The following is a 19,074-nucleotide window of genomic DNA, read 5'->3' as shown; positions in this document are numbered from 1 at the left end:
GAAATATGGCGAAGTATCACAATCTTTCTTTCGGAGGATGTTAGTTTGCTTGATTAAAACCTACGCTTTCACTGTTGATTTCCGCTACAATCAAAAAAACACCTACACCATCATTTTAAAGATAAAACCAGTAATAAGTAATAAACCGGCAGCCCCTGACAGTGTGAAATATAATAATTTTAAAAGTCTGCCTGCAAAAAGCCAAAGCAAGCAGTTAAGTATCAATAATCCAATTAAAATAGTTGTCTGACCTTCGAAGAAGACGCTCCATGTTTTGAGAGACATTGCCAGCAACAAGAAAGCCGAGAGTATGTATAATAATGGCGCCATTCCTCTTTGTATCGTTTTGCCGAATATTGTTCTTGCTAACATCCCGATAGTTACAATAGCGGCTAAAGAAAGGGTCACCACAAAATGATCTTTGATGAGGAACAGACTTCCCCCTACTGCTAAAGCTAGTAGAATGAAGACAATGAAACTTAATCTGCCTTTCTTTTTGTCTCTAACTAAGATGGCATCGGATAACTTGATTTCACCTTCCTGGTCCCCCCGAGTGTAGAGCGTAATCAAAAAGTCACAATAATGTTCTGGTAATAGTTTGTTTTTCTTCCAGTAATTAATTTCCGTCATAATGATCTTTTTCCGTTGATCATTCATCCTCTATTCGCCCCTAACTCTTTTCAATCATGGAACCAACAAAACGCATCGGCATATTTTTTATGCCGATGCGGGTAGATCACTCTAAAAAGTCCTTTAATCTTTTGCTTCTGGACGGATGTCTCAGTTTACGAAGTGCTTTTGCTTCGATTTGACGGATCCTTTCTCGTGTAACACCAAAAACTTTACCAACTTCTTCAAGGGTTCTTGTCCTTCCATCGTCCAATCCGAAACGCAGACGCAATACATTTTCCTCACGGTCAGTTAACGTATCGAGCACATCTTCCAGTTGCTCCTTTAATAATTCATAGGCCGCATGGTCAGATGGCGATTGGGCTTCGGAGTCTTCGATGAAATCACCTAAGTGTGAATCATCCTCTTCACCAATTGGTGTTTCCAATGAAACAGGTTCCTGAGCGATTTTTAAGATTTCACGTACTTTTTCAGCGGTTAAATCCATCTCTTCGCCAATTTCCTCTGGGGATGGTTCACGCCCTAGATCTTGAAGCAATTGACGTTGTACGCGTATTAATTTATTTATCGTTTCAACCATATGAACGGGAATACGAATTGTACGCGCTTGGTCTGCAATTGCCCGGGTGATGGCTTGGCGAATCCACCATGTCGCATACGTACTGAACTTGAACCCTTTTGTATGATCGAATTTTTCTACCGCTTTGATCAGACCCATATTTCCTTCTTGAATCAAGTCAAGGAAAAGCATACCGCGTCCGACGTATCTTTTAGCGATACTGACGACTAAACGAAGATTCGCTTCTGCCAGTTTCTTTTTTGCATTTTCACCGTTCGCGACAATTTTCAAAAGTTCCGGGTCGCTTTTTTTCATATCGGCAAGTTTTTCTTCTGCTTCAACGCCTTCTTTAATGGCAATTGCAAGTTTCACTTCTTCATTGCCGGTCAATAGGTCGACTCGTCCGATTTCTTTCAAATACATACGTACAGGATCATTGATTTTGACGCCAGGAGGAACGCTAAGATCATTCAAATCGAACTGTTCGTCATCTTTTGCTGCCGCTTCTTCATCATCTTTACGTTCCATTTCAATGCCTGCGGCTTCAATCTGATCTAAAAACTCTTCAAATTGTTCAGGTTCCATCTCAAAGACAGACAGTTTCTCTGTCACTTCTTCAAGAGTCAGTTCCCCCGCCTTTTTTCCTGCTTCCAGTAAACTCGCTTTTACTTCCTCTATTGTCATTTCGTGCTCCATCTCTCCGGATTGTTCTTTTTTAGTCATAATACCCGTTCCTCCTTAATTCACCGGAATACGGCCTATAGTGCCGATAATGATTTCCGGAGCTGTATAATTTCCCTGGCCAGCTCCAGTGCCCGGGTATAGTCGTTCATCTTTTCCGCTTCTTTCGATTCATGAATCATTTCATCGATTCGTCTTAAAATCTGATGTTTTTCAAGATGATGAATGCAATCAGTTATTTCTAGTTCGGCAAACTCAGGATCCCTCTCCAGCATTGCAGCTTCCATGACAATCTTCCGAAGCTCCCGATCCTCCAAGGATTCTGCAAATCTGTGGAAATCTGGCCGCTTATGCTGCTCGTAAAACCCAGCCAATTTCACATAAATCGTCGTATATTCCTCATGGATGAAGATGCCTTGGTTTTCATCCCGAATTCTGTCGAATAAGATTCCGTCGCTTAACAGATGACTTAACAGAAGTCTTTCTGCGCGTTCGATGCCGGTAGGACTGCGGCTCGTATCTTTGAAGACTATTTGCTTTTCTTGTTCATCCTGTCGCTTTGCCTTATCCTGTTTCGCCAACGTCCCTACCTTTTTCATCAATTGCTCATTGAGGGCCTCTTTTGACACGCCAGTTTCTGATGATAATTGGCGTATCATTAAATCCCGTTCAATCGGCGATACTTTCCGGGCAAGCTCTTCCATAACTTCATGAATATATTGCAACACATCATTTTCATGTGATAAGTTTTTTGACCTTTTGTAGTAGGCCATAATGAATGACATATATGAATGCGGATTACCAAGTATTTTATCGGTAAAAGCTTCTCCCCCATAAGTGGAAATATATTCATCAGGGTCCATTTTCCCTGGTAGGAGAGCTATTTGTGCATCCAATCCTTTTTCGGAGGAAAGGAGTGCGAACCGCTTTGCTGCTTCCCAGCCAGCATTATCACCGTCACAACAAATGATAAGCTGATTGGCAATTCGCTTCAATTTTGTAAGATGAGTGTCTGACAAGGATGTACCCATGACCGCCACACTATTCATGACTCCCGCTCTTTCTGCAGAAATCGTATCCATAAAACCTTCGAACAGTATTACTTTACCCGTTTTACGTACATTAAGACGTGCATGATGAAAATTATAGAGCAATCGGCTCTTTTCAAAAATTGGTGTTTCGGGACTATTTAAATATTTTGCTTCCTCTTTCGTATTCGTCAATATCCTTCCGGAGAAAGCTACAACATTACCATTATCGTCATGTAACGGGAACATAATACGTCCACGAAACCGATCGAAATATCCAGTCCCATCATTTTTCATTATGCAAAGACCCGCTCGCTCCATCTCCTTCATATCAAATTTCTTTCTTTGTAATAATTGGGTAAGCACTTCTCGGTCATCGAGAGACCATCCTATACCATACTTTTCGATATGATCACGGGAAAATCCTCTTTGTTCCAAATAATGTAATGCTTTTTCACCCTCCACTGTGTTTAGTAATAAATGACTATAAAAATTAGCCGCAAGCGTGTGAGCCTCAATCATATGCTGAAACTCATTGGACTGCCCGCTCTTTGAACTTTCATTGAACGTATATCCCAATTCAATGCCTGCGCGATCAGCAAGTTTGGCGATCGCTTCGGTAAATGGACTGTTTTCAATGTCCATGACAAACGTTATGGCATTGCCACTAGCTCCGCAGCCGAAGCAATGAAACAATTGCTTGTCCTCTGCAACTGAAAAAGATGGCGTGCTTTCGCCATGGAACGGACATAATCCGAACCAGTTTCTTCCTCTTTTCGTCAATTGGACATATTCACCAATCAAATCGACGATGTCGGTTTTAGATCTGACTTGTTCAATTGTCTCTTCTGGAATTTTAGTCATTCTATCACCATTTCTTTTCTCATATACTTGAATTCTAGATTGTATCCATAAATCCTGCTTATTCGACAAAATAAATTCAAGAATCTCCAAAAAAAATTTAAATGTAAACTTCAACGCCAATTTACTATTGTACACAATCCGCAAAAGAAGAACCAACCATTTTTTTCTGGGTGGTCCTTCTAGTCCGTATGTTATAAGTGGCGATTTGTCACTTCGGCTAAAATGAGGTTTGCGGTTTCCTCGACAGCTCTGTTGGAAACATCGATCACTTTGCAGCCGATTTTCGAAACAACTTTTTGGAAGTGATCCAGTTCTTGTTTAATGCGTTCGATTTGCGCGTAATTTGCATCGTCTTTCAACCCGAGCGCAATCAATCTTTCTTTCCTAATAGAATTCAAGACGTTAGGAGAGATGACTAGACCAAAACACTTTTGCGGATCAATTTCATATAATTCCTCTGGAGGATCCACTTCGGGAACAAGCGGTACATTCGCTACTTTAAAACGGCGGTGTGCAAGGTATTGGGATAATGGGGTCTTTGATGTCCTGGATACTCCTACTAGGACGATGTCAGCCTTTAAGACCCCTCTTGGGTCACGTCCATCATCATATTTCACCGCAAATTCGATTGCTTCAATTTTCTTGAAGTAGTCTTCATCCAACTGTCGGACAAGACCTGGCTCTTCAAATGGTTTTTCTTCCAGTGCATTTCCGATTTCATTTACAATCGGCCCTAATAGATCGACACATTTCAAACCATTGAGTTGGCACTCTTCTTTAATTTTCTTTCGCATACAACTTTTCACGAGCGTATAGATGATAATCGCTTGCTGTTGTTTTGCCAAATACGCTATTTCACGTAATTGGGATTCATCCTCCACGTGTGAAAAGCGTTTCATCGACACTGTTTCCAAGTCTTGTCTGAATTGGCTAGCCGCTGCCTTGGCAACTAAGTCCGCTGTCTCACCGACAGAATCGGAAACGATGAACAATGTCAACTTTCTCATTGTATCACTCCTCTTTTATTTTGCTCAAAGGCAACTGCTTATAATTCATGGTCTTCTGCTAGCGAGAGGAACGCCCGAGTAATATTCGTTTTCGTAATTCTTCCGACAACCTCGAGTCCTTCCTCTTTGGCAGAAATGACAGGAAGCGAGTCGATTTGCTGATCAATCATTCGCTTTGCCACTTGGATAAGTGAATCTTGCTTTTTACAATAAGTTATATTCGGCATTCGCGTCATGATGACGTGAACTGGTATTTTATCAAGTTCACTGTTTCCTAGACTTGTTCGTAATAAATCCTTTCGTGAAAGGACTCCAGATAGAAATGAAGATTGGTCAACGACAAACAACGTGCCAACGTCGTCTAGGAACATTTGGCAGATAGCATCATAGACTGTTACATTTTCATTTACGACTACAGGAATAGATTGGAAATCACCGACCTTCATTCCAATCATACCGTCAGTCACTGATTGGGCCGGTTTCTTCCCTGAATAGAAATAACCAACGCGCGGCCTCGCATCCAAATAACCCGCCATCGTTAAAATAGCAAGGTCAGGCCTAATAGTGGCTCTAGCCAAATTTAACCGTTCGGCAATCTGTTCACCAGTAATAGGACCATCCAATCTGACAATGTCAAAGATTTCAGTCTGGCGCTTATTCAATTCCATATGAATCACCGCCCTAATCGTTCGATATTATATCCTCGAATAGTATAGCATTTTACAACTATAATTCCTAACCCGATGGCTTCCTCTCTGTTAATACGGAAATTGTTCGGATAATAATTTGCAGGGAAAGAGGAAGCATGCTACACTGTTTAAGAATTCAATAGGTGTGGATAGGCCTATAAGTAATGCCACTTTGAAGCGAACGGGGATGGTGAAAGCCCGTAATGGCATGAAACGGCAGCCTGGAGCCAGTTTTTTTAAGAGGGTTGTTCGTTACAACCAATCGAGGTGGAACCGCGGGTCATTACGCACTCGTCCTCGGACTATATGTCCGGGGATGGGTGCTTATTTTAATTGGAGGGATAAATCATGTTATCAATGGAACAGATTGTCAATTTATCGAAACAGAGAGGTTTTGTTTTTCCAGGCTCCGACATTTACGGCGGCCTTGCAAACACTTGGGATTACGGTCCCCTCGGCATTGCGCTGAAAAACAATATTAAACGCGCATGGTGGCAGAAGTTCGTCCAAGAATCACCTTACAATGAAGGTCTTGACGCTGCAATTCTAATGAATCCAAAAGTTTGGGCAGCTTCCGGTCATATCGGAAATTTCAATGATCCGATGATTGATTGTAAAAAATGTAAAACACGTCATCGTGCAGATAAACTAATCGAAGATGCATTGGATGAAAAAGGAATTGAGCTTGTTGTAGATGGCATGCCATTTGAAAAAATGGAGGAACTTATCAAGGAACATAACATTGTTTGTCCAAATTGTGGTGCTATGGATTACACCGGCATCCGTCAGTTCAATTTAATGTTCAAAACTACACAAGGTGTTACGGATTCTTCTGCTAATGAAATCTATTTACGACCGGAAACGGCTCAAGGGATTTTCGTCAACTTCAAAAATGTACAAAGATCCATGCGGAAAAAGATGCCATTCGGAATTGCTCAAATCGGAAAAAGCTTCCGTAACGAAATCACACCTGGTAACTTTACATTCCGTACACGCGAATTTGAGCAAATGGAATTGGAATTCTTCTGCAAACCAGGCGAAGACATGAAATGGTATGAGTATTGGAGAGACTTCTCCGAAAAATGGTTGTTGGACCTTGGCTTGACAGTGGAAAACATGAGACTGCGTGAGCACAATTCTGAGGAGCTTTCACATTACTCCAAAGGCACTGTTGATATTGAATATAAATTCCCATTCGGTTGGGGCGAACTATGGGGAATTGCGAACCGGACAGACTTCGATTTATCGAGACATATGGAACATTCCGGCGAGGACTTCCATTATCAAGATCCGATCACGAATGAAAAATTCGTCCCTTACTGTATTGAACCTTCTGTCGGCGCAGACCGCGTAACTTTGGCATTCCTTTGTGATGCATTTGATGAAGAGGAACTGGAAGGGGACGACAAGCGTACCGTTATGCGCTTCCACCCTGCACTTGCACCAATCAAGGCTGCAGTCCTTCCATTATCGAAGAAGCTGTCTGAGGGCGCGGATGAGGTATATGCGGAGCTTCGCAAACATTTTGCGGTACAGTATGATGATTCCCAGTCCATCGGCAGACGTTATCGCCGTCAAGACGAAATCGGCACGCCTTTCTGTATCACATACGATTTCGATTCCGAAGAAGATCGCCAAGTGACCGTTAGACACCGCGACTCCATGGAACAAGTACGCATGCCAATCGCTGACGTAAAAGCATATATCGAAAAGCATTTAGTATTTTAATTCACAGTAGTTTGTAACATGTTTCCGCTTCAGGCGGACGCTTTCCGCGGGCGAGGCTGAGCCTCCTCAGTCGCGAAAGGCGCGCTCTTTGCAGGGTCTCAGCTTTCTCGCTTTTCCCGCAGGAGTCGCCGCCTTCCGCTCCAACATAAATTCACAAATAGTATTAACGACTTAGTAATAAGTACAGAAAACCGCAAGAGAAGGTTAGTCGCCTTCTTCCCGCGGTTTTTCTTTTTTCGGCAACAATTCAGGAGTCCTTTCCAACTGATCGAGAAATGACCTTGATTTCAACCGTACGCCGACCTGTTCATCATAAACCGTCCGAACGATTTTCTTCATAAATTGCTTCGTTGCTTTTTTCAAATTCAATGATCCGACCTGCTGAATCGGCACCGTGAAAAATGTACGGATCAACCGTAATTGGGTCGGTGTAATACGGACAATATACGGATCGATTGCGAAACAACGATGACACAGGAAACCAATTTCCTGAAAAGAAAATGCAAATTCACCGTCAGTCGCCCCGCAATTCGCACATTGATGAAGGACAGGATGGACACCCGCCACCGGCAGCATCTTCCACTCCACAAACAACGAAATCGCTTCAGGATCATATTGCTCATTGATCGCATGAAGGGCATCATGGAGAAGTCCAAACACATTCGGACTGGCTCCGCTATCTTCTGTCAATCTATCAATCAGCTCGACGATATAACTTGCATACGCCGTTGCCTCAAGATCCTCCCGAATATGCCTCATGGAATCAATTGGCTCGCCTTGTTCGAGCGTCCCCATCCCTCTCCCCGTCCGCAGTAGATAAAATCCATATGTGAATGTTTGGGTGACGGCAGCTAAACGGCTTGCCGGTTTTTTCGCACCTCTTGCCATTGCGGTCATTTTACCCGCTTCACGGGTATAAAGTGTGACGATTTTATTCGCTTCCCCGTAAGGGATGCTTTTTAGGATGATCCCTTCCCACTTATTCAGCAAGACCGTCACTCCTTCTTAATTACAGATCAATATTCATCTTCCCTAAATCCAAATTCACGTAATTGGCCAGGTTTATTGCGCCAATCTTTTTGTACCTTTACCCAAAGTTCCAAAAACACTTTCGATCCAAGAAGCATTTCGATATCATGTCTTGCCTTTGTACCGATTTCTTTTAAGAGCGCTCCTTTTTTACCGATGACAATTCCTTTTTGGGAATCCCGGTCAACGACGATCGTTGCAGAGACGTCAACTAGTTCACGAGTTTCATCCCTTTCGATCTTTTCAATGACGACTGCCACCGAATGCGGAATTTCCTCCCGTGTCAAATGCAGAACCTTTTCACGGATCAATTCGGAAATAATAAAACGTTCGGGATGATCGGTCACTTGGTCATCCGGGTAATATTTAGGCCCTTCCGGCAAGTATTTCGTCAACGTTTCCATTAATCGTTCAACATTATTGCCATTCAACGCAGATAACGGAACGACTTCCGCGAACTCATACACTTCCGTATACGATGTAATGATTTGCAATAGCTCATCCGGATGCACGAGGTCAATTTTATTGATCACCAAAAAGACGGGTGTTTTCGTGTTTTGTAGCATGTCGATGATGAATCTGTCCCCGCCCCCGATCGGCTCATTAGCATTCACCATGAACATGATGACATCGACTTCCTTCAACGTATTTCGTGCTGATTTCACCATGAAATCACCGAGCTTATGCTTCGGTTTATGAATGCCTGGGGTATCAATGAAAATTAATTGTGATTCATCTGTCGTAACAACGCCTTGCACTTTATTTCTCGTCGTTTGCGGTTTGTCGCTCATGATGGCGATTTTTTGACCGACGACCCGGTTTAAGAATGTGGACTTTCCGACATTCGGTCTTCCGATTATCGAAATGAACCCTGATTTGAATTCATTGTTGTCCTTCTGCATACTTTAAATCCTCCTTGGAAAAAGCACCCGGCAGCAATTGTTCGACTGTCGTCTCTAGGACATGGCCCTTTAGATTCGTCAAATAGACAGGCATTGATGGGTCGCAGAATTCGGCAATTACTTGTCTGCATGCACCGCATGGCGATACTGGGCCATCCGTATCCGCAACTACAGCAAGCGCTTTAAAGCTTTTTATGCCATCGGATACCGCTTTGAAAAACGCCGTTCTTTCAGCACAATTCGTCATGCTATATCCTGAGTTTTCAATATTACAACCGTGGAAAACCTGTCCGCTTTCAGATAAAAGTGCTGCTCCAACCGGAAATTTCGAGTAGGGTACATATGCCTTCTCACGTGCTAACTTTGCTTCGTTCATTAACTTTTCACTATTCATAATTTCACTCCTATATTATATAAACCATTTTGGTATGAAGATGATCATTCCTATGATTGCACTGCATACTGCAAATACAAGAACAGCCCCCGCTGCCAGGTCCTTCGCAAGACCGGCCAGGGGATGGAAATCCTCCGTAATAAGATCTACTACTTTTTCGACCGCTGTATTTACCAACTCTAAAGCAATCATCCCGCCAATCAGAATGATGATGATCATCCATTCGTTCGCGGAGAGGCCTGTTAAATAACTTGCGCTCAAAACGACAGCAGCAGCAAAAACGTGGAATTTCAAATTCCTTTCAGATCGGACTCCGTGCAGAATCCCCTTTATCGCATATTGAAAAGATTTAAAGAAAGGGTGCATCCCCTCCTCACCTCTCAAGTCCGAATGAGGATAGAATTTCCCGCTGCCTTCCGAACATCTCTTTCTCATCTTCTTCAGTCATATGATCGTACCCAAGTAAATGGAGAAATCCGTGTAAGGCAAGGAATCCAATTTCGCGCCGCTCGTCATGACCGTATTCAGCTGCCTGCCGATTTGCAGTTTCGACTGAAATGAGAATGTCTCCAAGGACGATCGGCATATTTTCTTCTTGTATAATCGCTATTTCACCTTCAGACATTTCTTCAAGGGCAAATGAAATAACATCCGTTGCTTTGTCTTTGCCCCTATATTCTGCATTGATTTTTCGAATTTCTTCGTCTGTCATAAATGTTACGGAGACTTCAGGGTTACCCGAAAGTTCTTCCATCTTGGCAGCATGATTTAAAACATCCTGAATTAGTTGTCTACTATCATCTGTCACTTTTCCTGTTTCATCGTTAAAATAAATATCCAGCATTTTATCGCCTTCCTTCTGATCATTCCGGATATTCAATCCGGCTATGGAAAATGCCGTTCAATGTTTCGCAAATGACTTTTTCGATTTTCCTTAATTCCCGCATGGAGAGATCGCATTCATCGAATTGTCCGTCGTTCAATTTACCGGCTATAATCGATTTGACTAGCTTTTCAATTTTTTCCGGAGTCGGTTCCTTCAACGATCGGACTGCCGCTTCACAACTATCCGCAATTGAGATGATTGCAATCTCCTTTGTCTGCGGCTTCGGTCCGGGATAACGGAAATCATCTTCTACTACATCTTGTCCCATTTCCTTAGCCTTTACAAAAAAGAATTTTAATAAGCTTGTACCATGGTGCTGTCTTGCAATATCGACAATCTCAATCGGCATTTTATGTTTCGCTAAAATTTCTGCTCCATCAGTTGCGTGGGCAATAATGATATCACGGCTTTTATCCGGTGGCAATTCATCATGCGGATTCATGAGCCCATGTTGATTTTCAATGAAGAAGTGAGGCCTCACAGTCTTTCCGATATCATGATAATAGCTTCCGACACGTGCAAGCAATCCATTCGCGCCGACAGATTCACAAGCCGCATCCGCTAAATTAGCTACCATGACGCTATGATGGTATGTACCTGGCGTTTCAGTTAACACTTTCTTCAGTAAAGGATGATTTGGATTCGATAATTCAATGAGTCTCATATCGGAAAGCAGGCCAAATGCTGATTCGAAGAAAGGCATAAGACCAATCGTTAATGCACCGGACAAAATTCCTGAAGTCAACGCTGCAATTAAGTAAAAGGCTAACTCTGACAACTCGTATGACGACTGTGTCATAAGCAAATAGAAACCAATGAATAGAATATTAGAAACTCCTACACCAAGGCTTGTCCGTAAAATATTTGACCGGCGACCATTATTCCCAAGTATATAAATGCTTAGCACTCCGCCGAACAGAATGTATAGGGCAATTTCCATTTGCATAATGGCAGAAAAGCCTTCTTGCAGCATGATACCTGCTGTAGCAGCTGTAATGATTGTCATCATGTACGCAAGTCGCTCGTTCGTTAATAATTTTACGAGCAAGGGCGCAAGGGCTGTAGGGAATAAAAAAGCAACCTGAACGTCAAATTCCTTGTCAATCAAACTAAGCAGTTTCATCATAATGACTAGAATGAAAAAGATCGTGTAGATGATCAGCAATGATTTTTTCTTCTTGCCGTTTTCCTCGTCCCACGTCATAAAATGTAAATAAACGATTGCTGAAACAAAAATGACGTATAAAATCAAACCGATCATCGGTTTAGATGAGGATTGATTTGTCAATAAACCTGTCAATTCCAATTGACGGTAAATTTCCGAGTCGATGAACTGCCCTTCCCTGACGATAACTTGTCCTTGCAGAATTCGGGTCGGTTCAACCGCATTTTTTTCTTCTTCGATTCTTTTATCCGTCAATGTTTCATTAATTGTTTCCGTTTCCACAACGAGCGACCGACTAAGTGTAATCAGTGTCTGCAACTCTGTTGGAGGGATAGCATCCGACAAGCGCAGCTTTCGTTCCACTTCATAACGTACAGTGGAAAGATCACCACTTCGAACAGGCTTGGATAATTCCTCACCTATTATACTTACAATCTCTTTCTGCATTTTTCTTAGTTCAGCGGTTCCCTTCGTCAAAAGACTCGCAATTGCCTCATCCGTCAGGCGCAGGCCTGGCTCCTCTTCCGCAAGTTTCGAAAAGTTCTCACTGACTTTCTTAATCTGTTCGGATTTACTTCTTTCTTGTTTCTCCGGATCTTCAGGACCAGGAACATTCTCTTGCTTCACTTCAATAAGAAAATCGAATAATGATGTTGCAATGGCTTGTCTATTCTTTACAATGTCTTCGGAAAACTGATAGAAAGGTGTTACTTCGGCTTCGATTCTACGTTTTTCCTGCTCGGTCTTTACCGTGTCCTCTACTGTTTTTAAGGAACGGATTGTTTTTGGAGAAATCTTAAATTCATGTAATTCATACGTCTCCTGCTTTACATTGCCAAACATCAATGAAAATAAAGCGATAGCAGCCAGGCCAATTACGAATAAAGATAAATATTTGAACTTCAATGACTTAAAAAGTTTTATCACAGGTCTGAACACAAATACCCCCCCTATCTCTTTATCTATTCATTGTACATTGGAATGTTGAAAGAGCAGTCATTTTAAGATGACTGCTCACTTTCATACGCTTCAATGATTTTTGCCACAATTGGATGCCGGACTACATCGCCCTGTTCTAAATATTGAAAGTGTATTTCAGACACTTTTTTCAAGATAGACTCAGATGCGATAAGTCCCGAACCTGCGCCGCGAGGGAGATCAATCTGCGTTTTATCGCCGGTAATGACCATTTTCGATCCGAAACCGAGTCGTGTCAAAAACATTTTCATTTGCGCTTGCGTTGTATTTTGGGCTTCATCAAGGATGACGAAGGCATCATCCAGTGTACGCCCTCTCATATAGGCCAGTGGAGCGATTTCAATAACCCCGCGCTCAATTAGCCTTTCCGTATGCTCGGCGCCCAGAACGTCATGCAGAGCGTCATACAACGGACGCAAATAGGGATCTACCTTTTCTTTCAAATCCCCGGGAAGGAAGCCTAGGCTTTCTCCGGCCTCGACAGCAGGACGCGTTAAAATGATCCGTTTGACAGATCCCGTTTTCATCGCCTGGACTGCCAGTACAACCGCTAAGTACGTCTTTCCCGTACCTGCAGGACCAATACAAAAAACGAGATCGTTTTTCCTGATCGCTTGAATATACTCCCGTTGGCCTATTGTCTTAGCGCGGATCGCTTTTCCTTTTGTCGTCCGGGCAACTTCCTCATCATATAGCTCAGCAAAATATTCAATAGTTCCGTTCTTCACCATTTCAATCGCTGTTGAAATATCGCGTAAATTGATGTTGATCCCTTTTCGTATTACCTTCAAAAGCTGTTCAAGTAGAAACTTTCCTGCAATGATATCTTCTTCCTGCCCGGCTAATGAAATTGTATCACCACGTGTAAGGATAGAAATATTCATTGATTCTTCAATCATTTTCAAATTCTGATCGGAAATGCCAAGAAGCATGACGGCCTCATTCGGTTCCTCAATATGAAGTTGAATCACTTGTTCGCTCAATAGTTTCAGTCTCCTTGGGATATCGGTCTTTTTATCGCTATATTCTCATTCATTAAAAATAATATAGTCCCCTCAACTGTATCATTTCCGAACGTCAGGTGTAAAATGTTTTCATCCTTTATAATTAGATCCGACTGCATTTCTGACAAAATCTTGTACTTTATTAATGGAAGGATGATTGTTTCCTCCATGCCTTCCGATAGTTCAAATTGTTCGATGCGATCATTCCTGACATGCTCGGTTTGGATGAAAGAACGGAATAAAGGTAACTTCCCTTCTCTCCAAACAATCGGTGATTGCCAATTAACGATGACATTCTCTTCCCCTAGCAAATGATAATCGATCGTCTTTGGAATTTTAAAGTTATATTCTGACCAAAAGTCTGCATATACCGAGCCTTCTGCGCCAACGACTGCTGTTTTATCCCCTTGCTCCAATATACCCGTTGCAAGTAAATCGCCCTTTTTCACCGTTTCGTGTATACGGGCCACCCTTTCACCCCTGCTCAATTGAAACCCAGTAACGACACCCCCTGTCCTAGCAATCAAATCGGATGGTGCTCCGTCTTTCTCAGCAAGTTCATTCAATTTCGGTGAGAGCATTGGAATGATCGTCAGTGTCGCCCCGGATCTTTTGAATCTTACCCAGGAAAGAGCTGGGTCTTCAGACATGAGCACCCTACGTATTTCCCCTTCATCCGGAATGGTTGAAAGTGGGCGGTACTTCAAGATAGATGCCTTTTCCAGTTTGACTTCAATCCGATCAGCCACCTCTGGCGTATCGGTTTCAATCTCGATTTTCCACAGAAATAACGATGCGGCTAGCGGGATGATACATGCTATCAGAAAGCGATAGGATGTGAACAGCCGCTTCTCCACCGATCCTTCATCCGCCCGTCTAATCGATACTTTCATCTTAAACCGACGCCGATTTTTGCGTATGAATGCTATGCCCTTCTTATCTGTCTTAAACTGCACTCCATCTCCGGTTTCCGTAATACTTACGATTTTAACTCCTGATCTTGCAATGAAACTTAGAAACTTGGTCGGATCATTTTTCCCTGAAAACGCAACTACGTATCGGTTATGAATCATAGGCATCCTGTCCGTCTCTGATTTCTTTGATCGTCATATGGGAAATGGATTCAAATGAAAATACTGCTATTTCTTCCGACAATGTTTCCACAATCAATTCCTCTCCAGTTGCCTCAATGACGTGGTCCCCGCTACGGATAGCGGCATAATCGGGCCCCAATTTCAATAAAGAATAAGGGCCTGTTATCCGTATAGATGTAAATTCATCAATCGTTACGGATGAGTTCATTTTAAATAGTTTTTTCAAGATAAAACCCCCTATCCAAGCCTATGATTTGGATAAGGGGTCAATGATTATTGTTTTGATTTAGGTGGTCCTAAAATTTCGGAGAAAATGATGCCTTTTATGAGATCTTGGTCACTTCTAGGAATCAATTCGTGATTTTCGACAGGTTTTTCCCATACAGGCTTACCTTGATGAGCTGATAAACGACCGCGATGGGTTTCCCGTGCAGATGATCTATCCTGTTTTTTCTCCTTAGTCGGACGAGTTTGTCGTGAAGTTTCCGGCCGATCAACTTTAGGGGTTTCTCTCGGAACTGTTACGACCGGAGCTTGAGTAACCGGCGGCGATTGCCTGCTCGGCGGCTCCTCAATTTCCGTCTGAAACTCCCGTTGAATTTCCTTATACATTTCTTGGGACATCTCTTTTAATTTCCGTAATGGATCTGGCACTTCCGTTTGTGCAGGAGGCCGTTTCGTTTCTGTCTTCGGTGCTTCTCCGGTTTTTTTCCCTTTGAAGAGCATACTGATGATACCGAAGACAACCAAAATTAGTATTTCCATCTGTGCATCCCCTTTCCGGGAATTATCCGCTCAAACGTCACTCTTTTGTTGGGTCCGGTTTCTGCTGCTCTCCACCGATTTTACTAATGGAATCACGCATACCTGTATCTGCTTGAATATTTTTGTAGTTCATATAATCCATAATGCCAATATTGCCTGTTCGAAGCGCTTCTGCCATCGCTAAAGGAACTTCAGCCTCAGCTCCAACCACTTTCGCACGCATCTCTTGGACTTTCGCTTTCATTTCCTGTTCGTTCGCAACAGCCATCGCACGGCGTTCTTCCGCTTTCGCTTGTGCAATATTTTTGTCGGCCATCGCTTGTTCAGTTTGAAGCTCGGCACCGATATTTTTGCCGATGTCAACGTCCGCAATATCGATGGATAAGATTTCAAATGCCGTCCCAGAGTCAAGACCTTTTGCCAACACTGTTTGAGAAATCAAATCCGGATTTTCAAGAACTTTTGCATGGTCCACTGAAGAACCGATTGTAGAAACGATACCTTCACCTACACGGGCAACTACAGTTTCTTCACCCGCACCACCGACAAGTCGGTCAATGTTTGCACGAACCGTAATCCGCGCCTTCGCTTTCACTTCAATACCGTTCATCGCAACACCAGCAATGAATGGTGTTTCAATAACTTTCGGGTTAACGGACATTTGAACTGCTTCCAGTACATCACGACCCGCAAGATCGATCGCTGCTGCACGTTCAAATGTCAATTCAATATTTGCACGATGTGCCGCAATTAAAGCATTAACGACACGGTCAACATTACCACCAGCAAGGTAGTGACTTTCCAATTGATTGATTGACACAGTCAGGCCCGCTTTATGTGCTTTAATTAGCGGATTGACAACCCTACTCGGGATAACCCTACGTAGACGCATACCGATCAATGTGAAAATGCTAACGCGTACACCAGCAGCCATTGCGGAAATCCACAATGTTACAGGGACGAGCGTGAAAAACACGGATAATAAGATGATCACTCCGATGATGATTGCGACAGTTACAATAAAGCTGCCAGTACCTAATAGTTCAGCCATTATTCATTTCCCCCTTTTCTTCGACTTCCCTTACAACAATCCGGGAACCTTCAACCTTCACTATGATAACATGTTTGTCTCGGTCGATGTAACTTCCTTGTGAAACGACATCGATTCTTTCTCCATCCATATCGATCGTTCCCGACGGTCTGAGTGGAGTAACCGTTTTCGCCTTCTTGCCAAGCAGTTCGGTTCTATTGACATTCGAGACATACCCACTTTCAGTATCTGTCGAATCCATGAGCACCATCTTGTTGAGCAAGTGCAATTTCCTTCCAAAAAACTTCATTATGATCACCATCCCACTGACGGCAACAGCTATCGCGATCAAGACAGCATAAGCCATGAACATCGGATTGCCACCCGCCAAAATGATACTAACAACAATAGCAACCGCACCGAGAACCCCGGCAATTCCACCTGCTATGAAAAACTCCAACGCAATGAGCACAACGCCCACCAGAAAAAGAATCAGCGTCTCATAACCCGCAAGGCCTGCGACAAGATGTCCGAAAAAGAAAAGGAACAACGAAGTAATCGCCATTGTACCCGGAACACCAAAACCAGGAGAATACAGCTCAACGACAAGGCCGAGGCCAGCGATCGACAGCAAGATCGGTACAACAATCGGATGTGTGATGAAACGCGCAATCCCTTCGGCAAAAGACACTTTCGTCGCAACGATTTCGGCATCTTGCAGTTCGTTCACTTCCAAAAGCTCATCGAATGAAGAGACAGTCCCATTACTGTAACCGACTTCTTCCTCCGCTGCTTCGCTTGCTGTGAGCGTCAACAATTTTCCTGCTCCTGCTCGATATTTATCCAGTTCGATTGACGGTTCAGCCATAGCCATCGCATACATCGGATTACGTTCATGTGTTTCGGCAGCGCTCTTCATTTCCGCCACCCAATAACTATGCGCTTTAACGTCCACGGCATTTCCGGTAGTACCTTCAACGGCCTGGGCAGCGCCGATTTTACCGTTTGGAGACATGTAGATTTTTTCTGCATGGAGTGCGATATATGCCCCCGCAGATATAGCCTTGTAATTGATGTAGGCTATGATTTCAGGTTCCGTCTCATCCATCAGTTTTCCAATCTCGCCTGCCGCGTCGGTAAAGCCTCCAAGTGTATCGATTTCAAGGATGATCGCTTTGGCTTCCGCAGCTTCCGCTTCACGAAAAGACCGTTTTAAATAAGCGTAGAGTCCTTTTTCCACTTCTTTATTAATTTTCACATGGTACACTTTATCTGCATTTGCTGAAGTGTGTGAAAATGGAATAGAAATGACGGATAGAAATAAAATGAACAGGATGAACTTCCCTATCATTTTACGCATCTTTTTGTTCACCTCTTTCTCTATTTACAATTATACCTTCTTTACGTATCGGATTGCTAAAAAGTTTCATTCTATTAGAATGAATTTTGTTCATTTATAAAAATAAAAAACCGGAAAATCCAATGGACTCTCCGGTTTCATGCATAACATGCTTAAATTGCTATTTCAATATGGACAGATATTAGAATTTACGCTTACGAGCAGCCTCAGACTTCTTTTTACGTTTGACACTTGGTTTCTCGTAGAACTCACGCTTTCTTACCTCTTGTATTGTACCACTTTTTGATACAGTACGTTTGAAGCGGCGAAGAGCATCTTCAAGCGATTCATTTTTGCGAACGACAGTTTTCGTCATATCTCTTGTCCCTCCCTCCGAGCACACTTCGAACAAGGTTTTACTCCTTGTACAAAAAATTATATCTTAATATCCCAATATGGTCAATAAAAAACTTTCAAAATATCTTAGTAAAATAGTGGAATGCGTTTTTTTAAGATTTCAGCCCATCAATATGCTGTATCGCCTTGCAACCCTTGCATGATTTGTACGCCGGAACTTGCTCCGATTCGTGTTGCGCCTGCGTCGATCATCTTTTGCAAATCATCGAAGCTGCGGACCCCGCCAGAAGCTTTGACGCCCATTTCCGGTCCTACTACGCCACGCATCAGCTTAACATCTTCAGCAGTGGCTCCGCCAGTGGAGAAACCTGTTGACGTTTTAACAAAATCCGCTCCAGCCGCGCGTGACAATTCGCAAGCCTTACGTTTTTCCTGGTCTGTAAGCAATGAAGTTTCAATGATCACTTTTACAATCGCTTTACCTCTTGCAGCCTCAACAACAGCCGCAATATCTTGGCCGACCAAGTCATCATCACCGCTACGCAATGCTCCGATATTAATGACCATATCGATTTCCCCTGCGCCATTTTCAATCGCATCTTTCGTTTCGAAAGCTTTGACTGTTGTTGTGGAAGCCCCTAAAGGGAAACCGATAACGGTACAAACCTTCACTGTTGTTCCTTGTAGAAGCTCTGACGCCGTTTTGACCCATGTTGGATTAACGCATACTGATGCGAATGAATAAGTTTTCGCCTCTTCACATAACGCAATTATTTCTTCTTTCGTAGCATCTGCCTTTAATAATGTATGATCGATATATGCAGCGTATTTTTGATTCAACAAAAACCCTCCTCAAGTTGTACGTACCTCTACCATCATAGCAAATAAACTATTTTACCGCATTAAATAACAGTCCATCAAATTAAAGATGGACTGTTTTTGTAA

20 protein-coding genes are annotated in these 19,074 nt (G+C 42.8%); 1 reads left to right on the top strand and 19 read right to left on the bottom strand.

Annotation, left to right across the window (positions count from 1 at the left end):
- Positions 1-102 precede the first annotated feature (102 nt).
- From SLU01_RS13330 to ccpN, 5 genes are all read right to left on the bottom strand, one after another.
- Positions 103-657 carry a hypothetical protein gene (locus SLU01_RS13330; RefSeq protein WP_147059139.1) on the bottom strand — a complete coding sequence of 185 codons (555 nt, stop codon included), beginning with the start codon at positions 655-657 and terminating at the stop codon, positions 103-105.
- A 79-nt stretch (positions 658-736) separates the two neighbouring features.
- Complete coding sequence (gene rpoD / locus SLU01_RS13325; RefSeq protein ID WP_147059137.1) at positions 737-1,912, bottom strand: RNA polymerase sigma factor RpoD; 1,176 nt, start codon at positions 1,910-1,912, stop codon at positions 737-739.
- A 35-nt stretch (positions 1,913-1,947) separates the two neighbouring features.
- The gene (dnaG, locus tag SLU01_RS13320) at positions 1,948-3,762 is read right to left on the bottom strand and encodes a DNA primase (RefSeq protein ID WP_147059135.1); all 1,815 of its coding nucleotides are present in this window, start codon (positions 3,760-3,762) and stop codon (positions 1,948-1,950) included.
- Between the two features lie 191 nt (positions 3,763-3,953).
- The gene (locus SLU01_RS13315; RefSeq protein WP_147059133.1) at positions 3,954-4,769 is read right to left on the bottom strand and encodes a pyruvate, water dikinase regulatory protein; all 816 of its coding nucleotides are present in this window, start codon (positions 4,767-4,769) and stop codon (positions 3,954-3,956) included.
- Between the two features lie 38 nt (positions 4,770-4,807).
- Complete coding sequence (ccpN, locus tag SLU01_RS13310) at positions 4,808-5,437, bottom strand: transcriptional regulator CcpN (protein WP_147059132.1); 630 nt, start codon at positions 5,435-5,437, stop codon at positions 4,808-4,810.
- Between the two features lie 369 nt (positions 5,438-5,806).
- Here ccpN and SLU01_RS13305 point away from each other — a divergent pair, with 369 nt between their 5' ends.
- Positions 5,807-7,186 carry a glycine--tRNA ligase gene (locus SLU01_RS13305; RefSeq protein ID WP_147059130.1) on the top strand — a complete coding sequence of 460 codons (1,380 nt, stop codon included), beginning with the start codon at positions 5,807-5,809 and terminating at the stop codon, positions 7,184-7,186.
- Between the two features lie 204 nt (positions 7,187-7,390).
- Here the strand turns inward: SLU01_RS13305 and recO are convergent, their stop codons facing one another.
- The 14 genes from recO to deoC all read right to left on the bottom strand — a co-directional run bounded on the left by recO (position 7,391) and on the right by deoC (position 18,969).
- Positions 7,391-8,176 carry a DNA repair protein RecO gene (gene recO, locus SLU01_RS13300; RefSeq protein WP_147059128.1) on the bottom strand — a complete coding sequence of 262 codons (786 nt, stop codon included), beginning with the start codon at positions 8,174-8,176 and terminating at the stop codon, positions 7,391-7,393.
- 26 nt (positions 8,177-8,202) lie between these two features.
- A complete protein-coding gene (gene era, locus SLU01_RS13295) occupies positions 8,203-9,117 on the bottom strand; it encodes a GTPase Era (protein WP_147059126.1) in 915 nt (304 codons plus the stop codon).
- Positions 9,098-9,511 carry a cytidine deaminase gene (locus SLU01_RS13290; protein ID WP_147059124.1) on the bottom strand — a complete coding sequence of 138 codons (414 nt, stop codon included), beginning with the start codon at positions 9,509-9,511 and terminating at the stop codon, positions 9,098-9,100. The genes era and SLU01_RS13290 overlap by 20 nt, the downstream gene beginning before the upstream one ends.
- Positions 9,512-9,526: 15 nt before the next feature.
- Positions 9,527-9,877: a diacylglycerol kinase family protein gene (locus tag SLU01_RS13285; RefSeq protein ID WP_147059236.1), complete on the bottom strand. Its 351-nt coding sequence runs from the start codon at positions 9,875-9,877 to the stop codon at positions 9,527-9,529.
- A gap of 7 nt (positions 9,878-9,884) precedes the next feature.
- On the bottom strand, positions 9,885-10,355 hold the full coding sequence (gene ybeY / locus SLU01_RS13280) for an rRNA maturation RNase YbeY (protein ID WP_147059234.1): 471 nt from the start codon (positions 10,353-10,355) through the stop codon (positions 9,885-9,887).
- A 19-nt stretch (positions 10,356-10,374) separates the two neighbouring features.
- Entirely contained in the window at positions 10,375-12,501 is a 2,127-nt protein-coding gene (locus SLU01_RS13275; RefSeq protein WP_246110986.1) for an HD family phosphohydrolase, read from the bottom strand.
- Positions 12,502-12,563: 62 nt separating this feature from the next.
- The gene (locus SLU01_RS13270; protein ID WP_174842655.1) at positions 12,564-13,523 is read right to left on the bottom strand and encodes a PhoH family protein; all 960 of its coding nucleotides are present in this window, start codon (positions 13,521-13,523) and stop codon (positions 12,564-12,566) included.
- A gap of 5 nt (positions 13,524-13,528) precedes the next feature.
- Positions 13,529-14,623 carry a sporulation protein YqfD gene (locus tag SLU01_RS13265; RefSeq protein WP_147059122.1) on the bottom strand — a complete coding sequence of 365 codons (1,095 nt, stop codon included), beginning with the start codon at positions 14,621-14,623 and terminating at the stop codon, positions 13,529-13,531.
- Positions 14,607-14,864 carry a hypothetical protein gene (locus SLU01_RS13260; RefSeq protein ID WP_147059120.1) on the bottom strand — a complete coding sequence of 86 codons (258 nt, stop codon included), beginning with the start codon at positions 14,862-14,864 and terminating at the stop codon, positions 14,607-14,609. Before SLU01_RS13260 ends, SLU01_RS13265 begins: the two co-directional genes overlap by 17 nt.
- Positions 14,865-14,911: 47 nt before the next feature.
- A complete protein-coding gene (locus SLU01_RS13255) occupies positions 14,912-15,403 on the bottom strand; it encodes a hypothetical protein (RefSeq protein WP_147059118.1) in 492 nt (163 codons plus the stop codon).
- Between the two features lie 37 nt (positions 15,404-15,440).
- On the bottom strand, positions 15,441-16,454 hold the full coding sequence (gene floA / locus SLU01_RS13250) for a flotillin-like protein FloA (RefSeq protein WP_147059117.1): 1,014 nt from the start codon (positions 16,452-16,454) through the stop codon (positions 15,441-15,443).
- Positions 16,447-17,793 carry an NfeD family protein gene (locus SLU01_RS13245; RefSeq protein ID WP_147059115.1) on the bottom strand — a complete coding sequence of 449 codons (1,347 nt, stop codon included), beginning with the start codon at positions 17,791-17,793 and terminating at the stop codon, positions 16,447-16,449. Before SLU01_RS13245 ends, floA begins: the two co-directional genes overlap by 8 nt.
- 181 nt (positions 17,794-17,974) lie before the next feature.
- On the bottom strand, positions 17,975-18,148 hold the full coding sequence (rpsU, locus tag SLU01_RS13240) for a 30S ribosomal protein S21 (RefSeq protein ID WP_009496905.1): 174 nt from the start codon (positions 18,146-18,148) through the stop codon (positions 17,975-17,977).
- A gap of 149 nt (positions 18,149-18,297) precedes the next feature.
- On the bottom strand, positions 18,298-18,969 hold the full coding sequence (gene deoC / locus SLU01_RS13235; protein WP_147059112.1) for a deoxyribose-phosphate aldolase: 672 nt from the start codon (positions 18,967-18,969) through the stop codon (positions 18,298-18,300).
- Positions 18,970-19,074: the final 105 nt, after the last annotated feature.

The sequence above is a fragment of the Sporosarcina luteola genome, assembly GCF_007991495.1.
GTDB classification, from domain to species: Bacteria; Bacillota; Bacilli; order Bacillales_A; family Planococcaceae; genus Sporosarcina; species Sporosarcina luteola.
The sequence above is the reverse complement of the archived record's forward strand: the minus strand, read 5'-3'. Positions and strand labels throughout refer to the sequence as shown.

What these genes read in the sequence shown, in the direction of transcription:
- SLU01_RS13330 (WP_147059139.1), bottom strand. Translation starts at nt 657, where the DNA reads ATGAATGATCAACGGAAAAAGATCATTATGACGGAAATTAATTACTGG.
- rpoD (WP_147059137.1), bottom strand. Translation starts at nt 1,912, where the DNA reads ATGACTAAAAAAGAACAATCCGGAGAGATGGAGCACGAAATGACAATA.
- dnaG (WP_147059135.1), bottom strand. Translation starts at nt 3,762, where the DNA reads ATGACTAAAATTCCAGAAGAGACAATTGAACAAGTCAGATCTAAAACC.
- SLU01_RS13315 (WP_147059133.1), bottom strand. Translation starts at nt 4,769, where the DNA reads ATGAGAAAGTTGACATTGTTCATCGTTTCCGATTCTGTCGGTGAGACA.
- ccpN (WP_147059132.1), bottom strand. Translation starts at nt 5,437, where the DNA reads ATGGAATTGAATAAGCGCCAGACTGAAATCTTTGACATTGTCAGATTG.
- SLU01_RS13305 (WP_147059130.1), top strand. Translation starts at nt 5,807, where the DNA reads ATGTTATCAATGGAACAGATTGTCAATTTATCGAAACAGAGAGGTTTT.
- era (WP_147059126.1), bottom strand. Translation starts at nt 9,117, where the DNA reads ATGCAGAAGGACAACAATGAATTCAAATCAGGGTTCATTTCGATAATC.
- SLU01_RS13290 (WP_147059124.1), bottom strand. Translation starts at nt 9,511, where the DNA reads ATGAATAGTGAAAAGTTAATGAACGAAGCAAAGTTAGCACGTGAGAAG.
- SLU01_RS13285 (WP_147059236.1), bottom strand. Translation starts at nt 9,877, where the DNA reads ATGCACCCTTTCTTTAAATCTTTTCAATATGCGATAAAGGGGATTCTG.
- ybeY (WP_147059234.1), bottom strand. Translation starts at nt 10,355, where the DNA reads ATGCTGGATATTTATTTTAACGATGAAACAGGAAAAGTGACAGATGAT.
- SLU01_RS13265 (WP_147059122.1), bottom strand. Translation starts at nt 14,623, where the DNA reads ATGCCTATGATTCATAACCGATACGTAGTTGCGTTTTCAGGGAAAAAT.
- SLU01_RS13255 (WP_147059118.1), bottom strand. Translation starts at nt 15,403, where the DNA reads ATGGAAATACTAATTTTGGTTGTCTTCGGTATCATCAGTATGCTCTTC.
- floA (WP_147059117.1), bottom strand. Translation starts at nt 16,454, where the DNA reads ATGGCTGAACTATTAGGTACTGGCAGCTTTATTGTAACTGTCGCAATC.
- SLU01_RS13245 (WP_147059115.1), bottom strand. Translation starts at nt 17,793, where the DNA reads ATGCGTAAAATGATAGGGAAGTTCATCCTGTTCATTTTATTTCTATCC.
- rpsU (WP_009496905.1), bottom strand. Translation starts at nt 18,148, where the DNA reads ATGACGAAAACTGTCGTTCGCAAAAATGAATCGCTTGAAGATGCTCTT.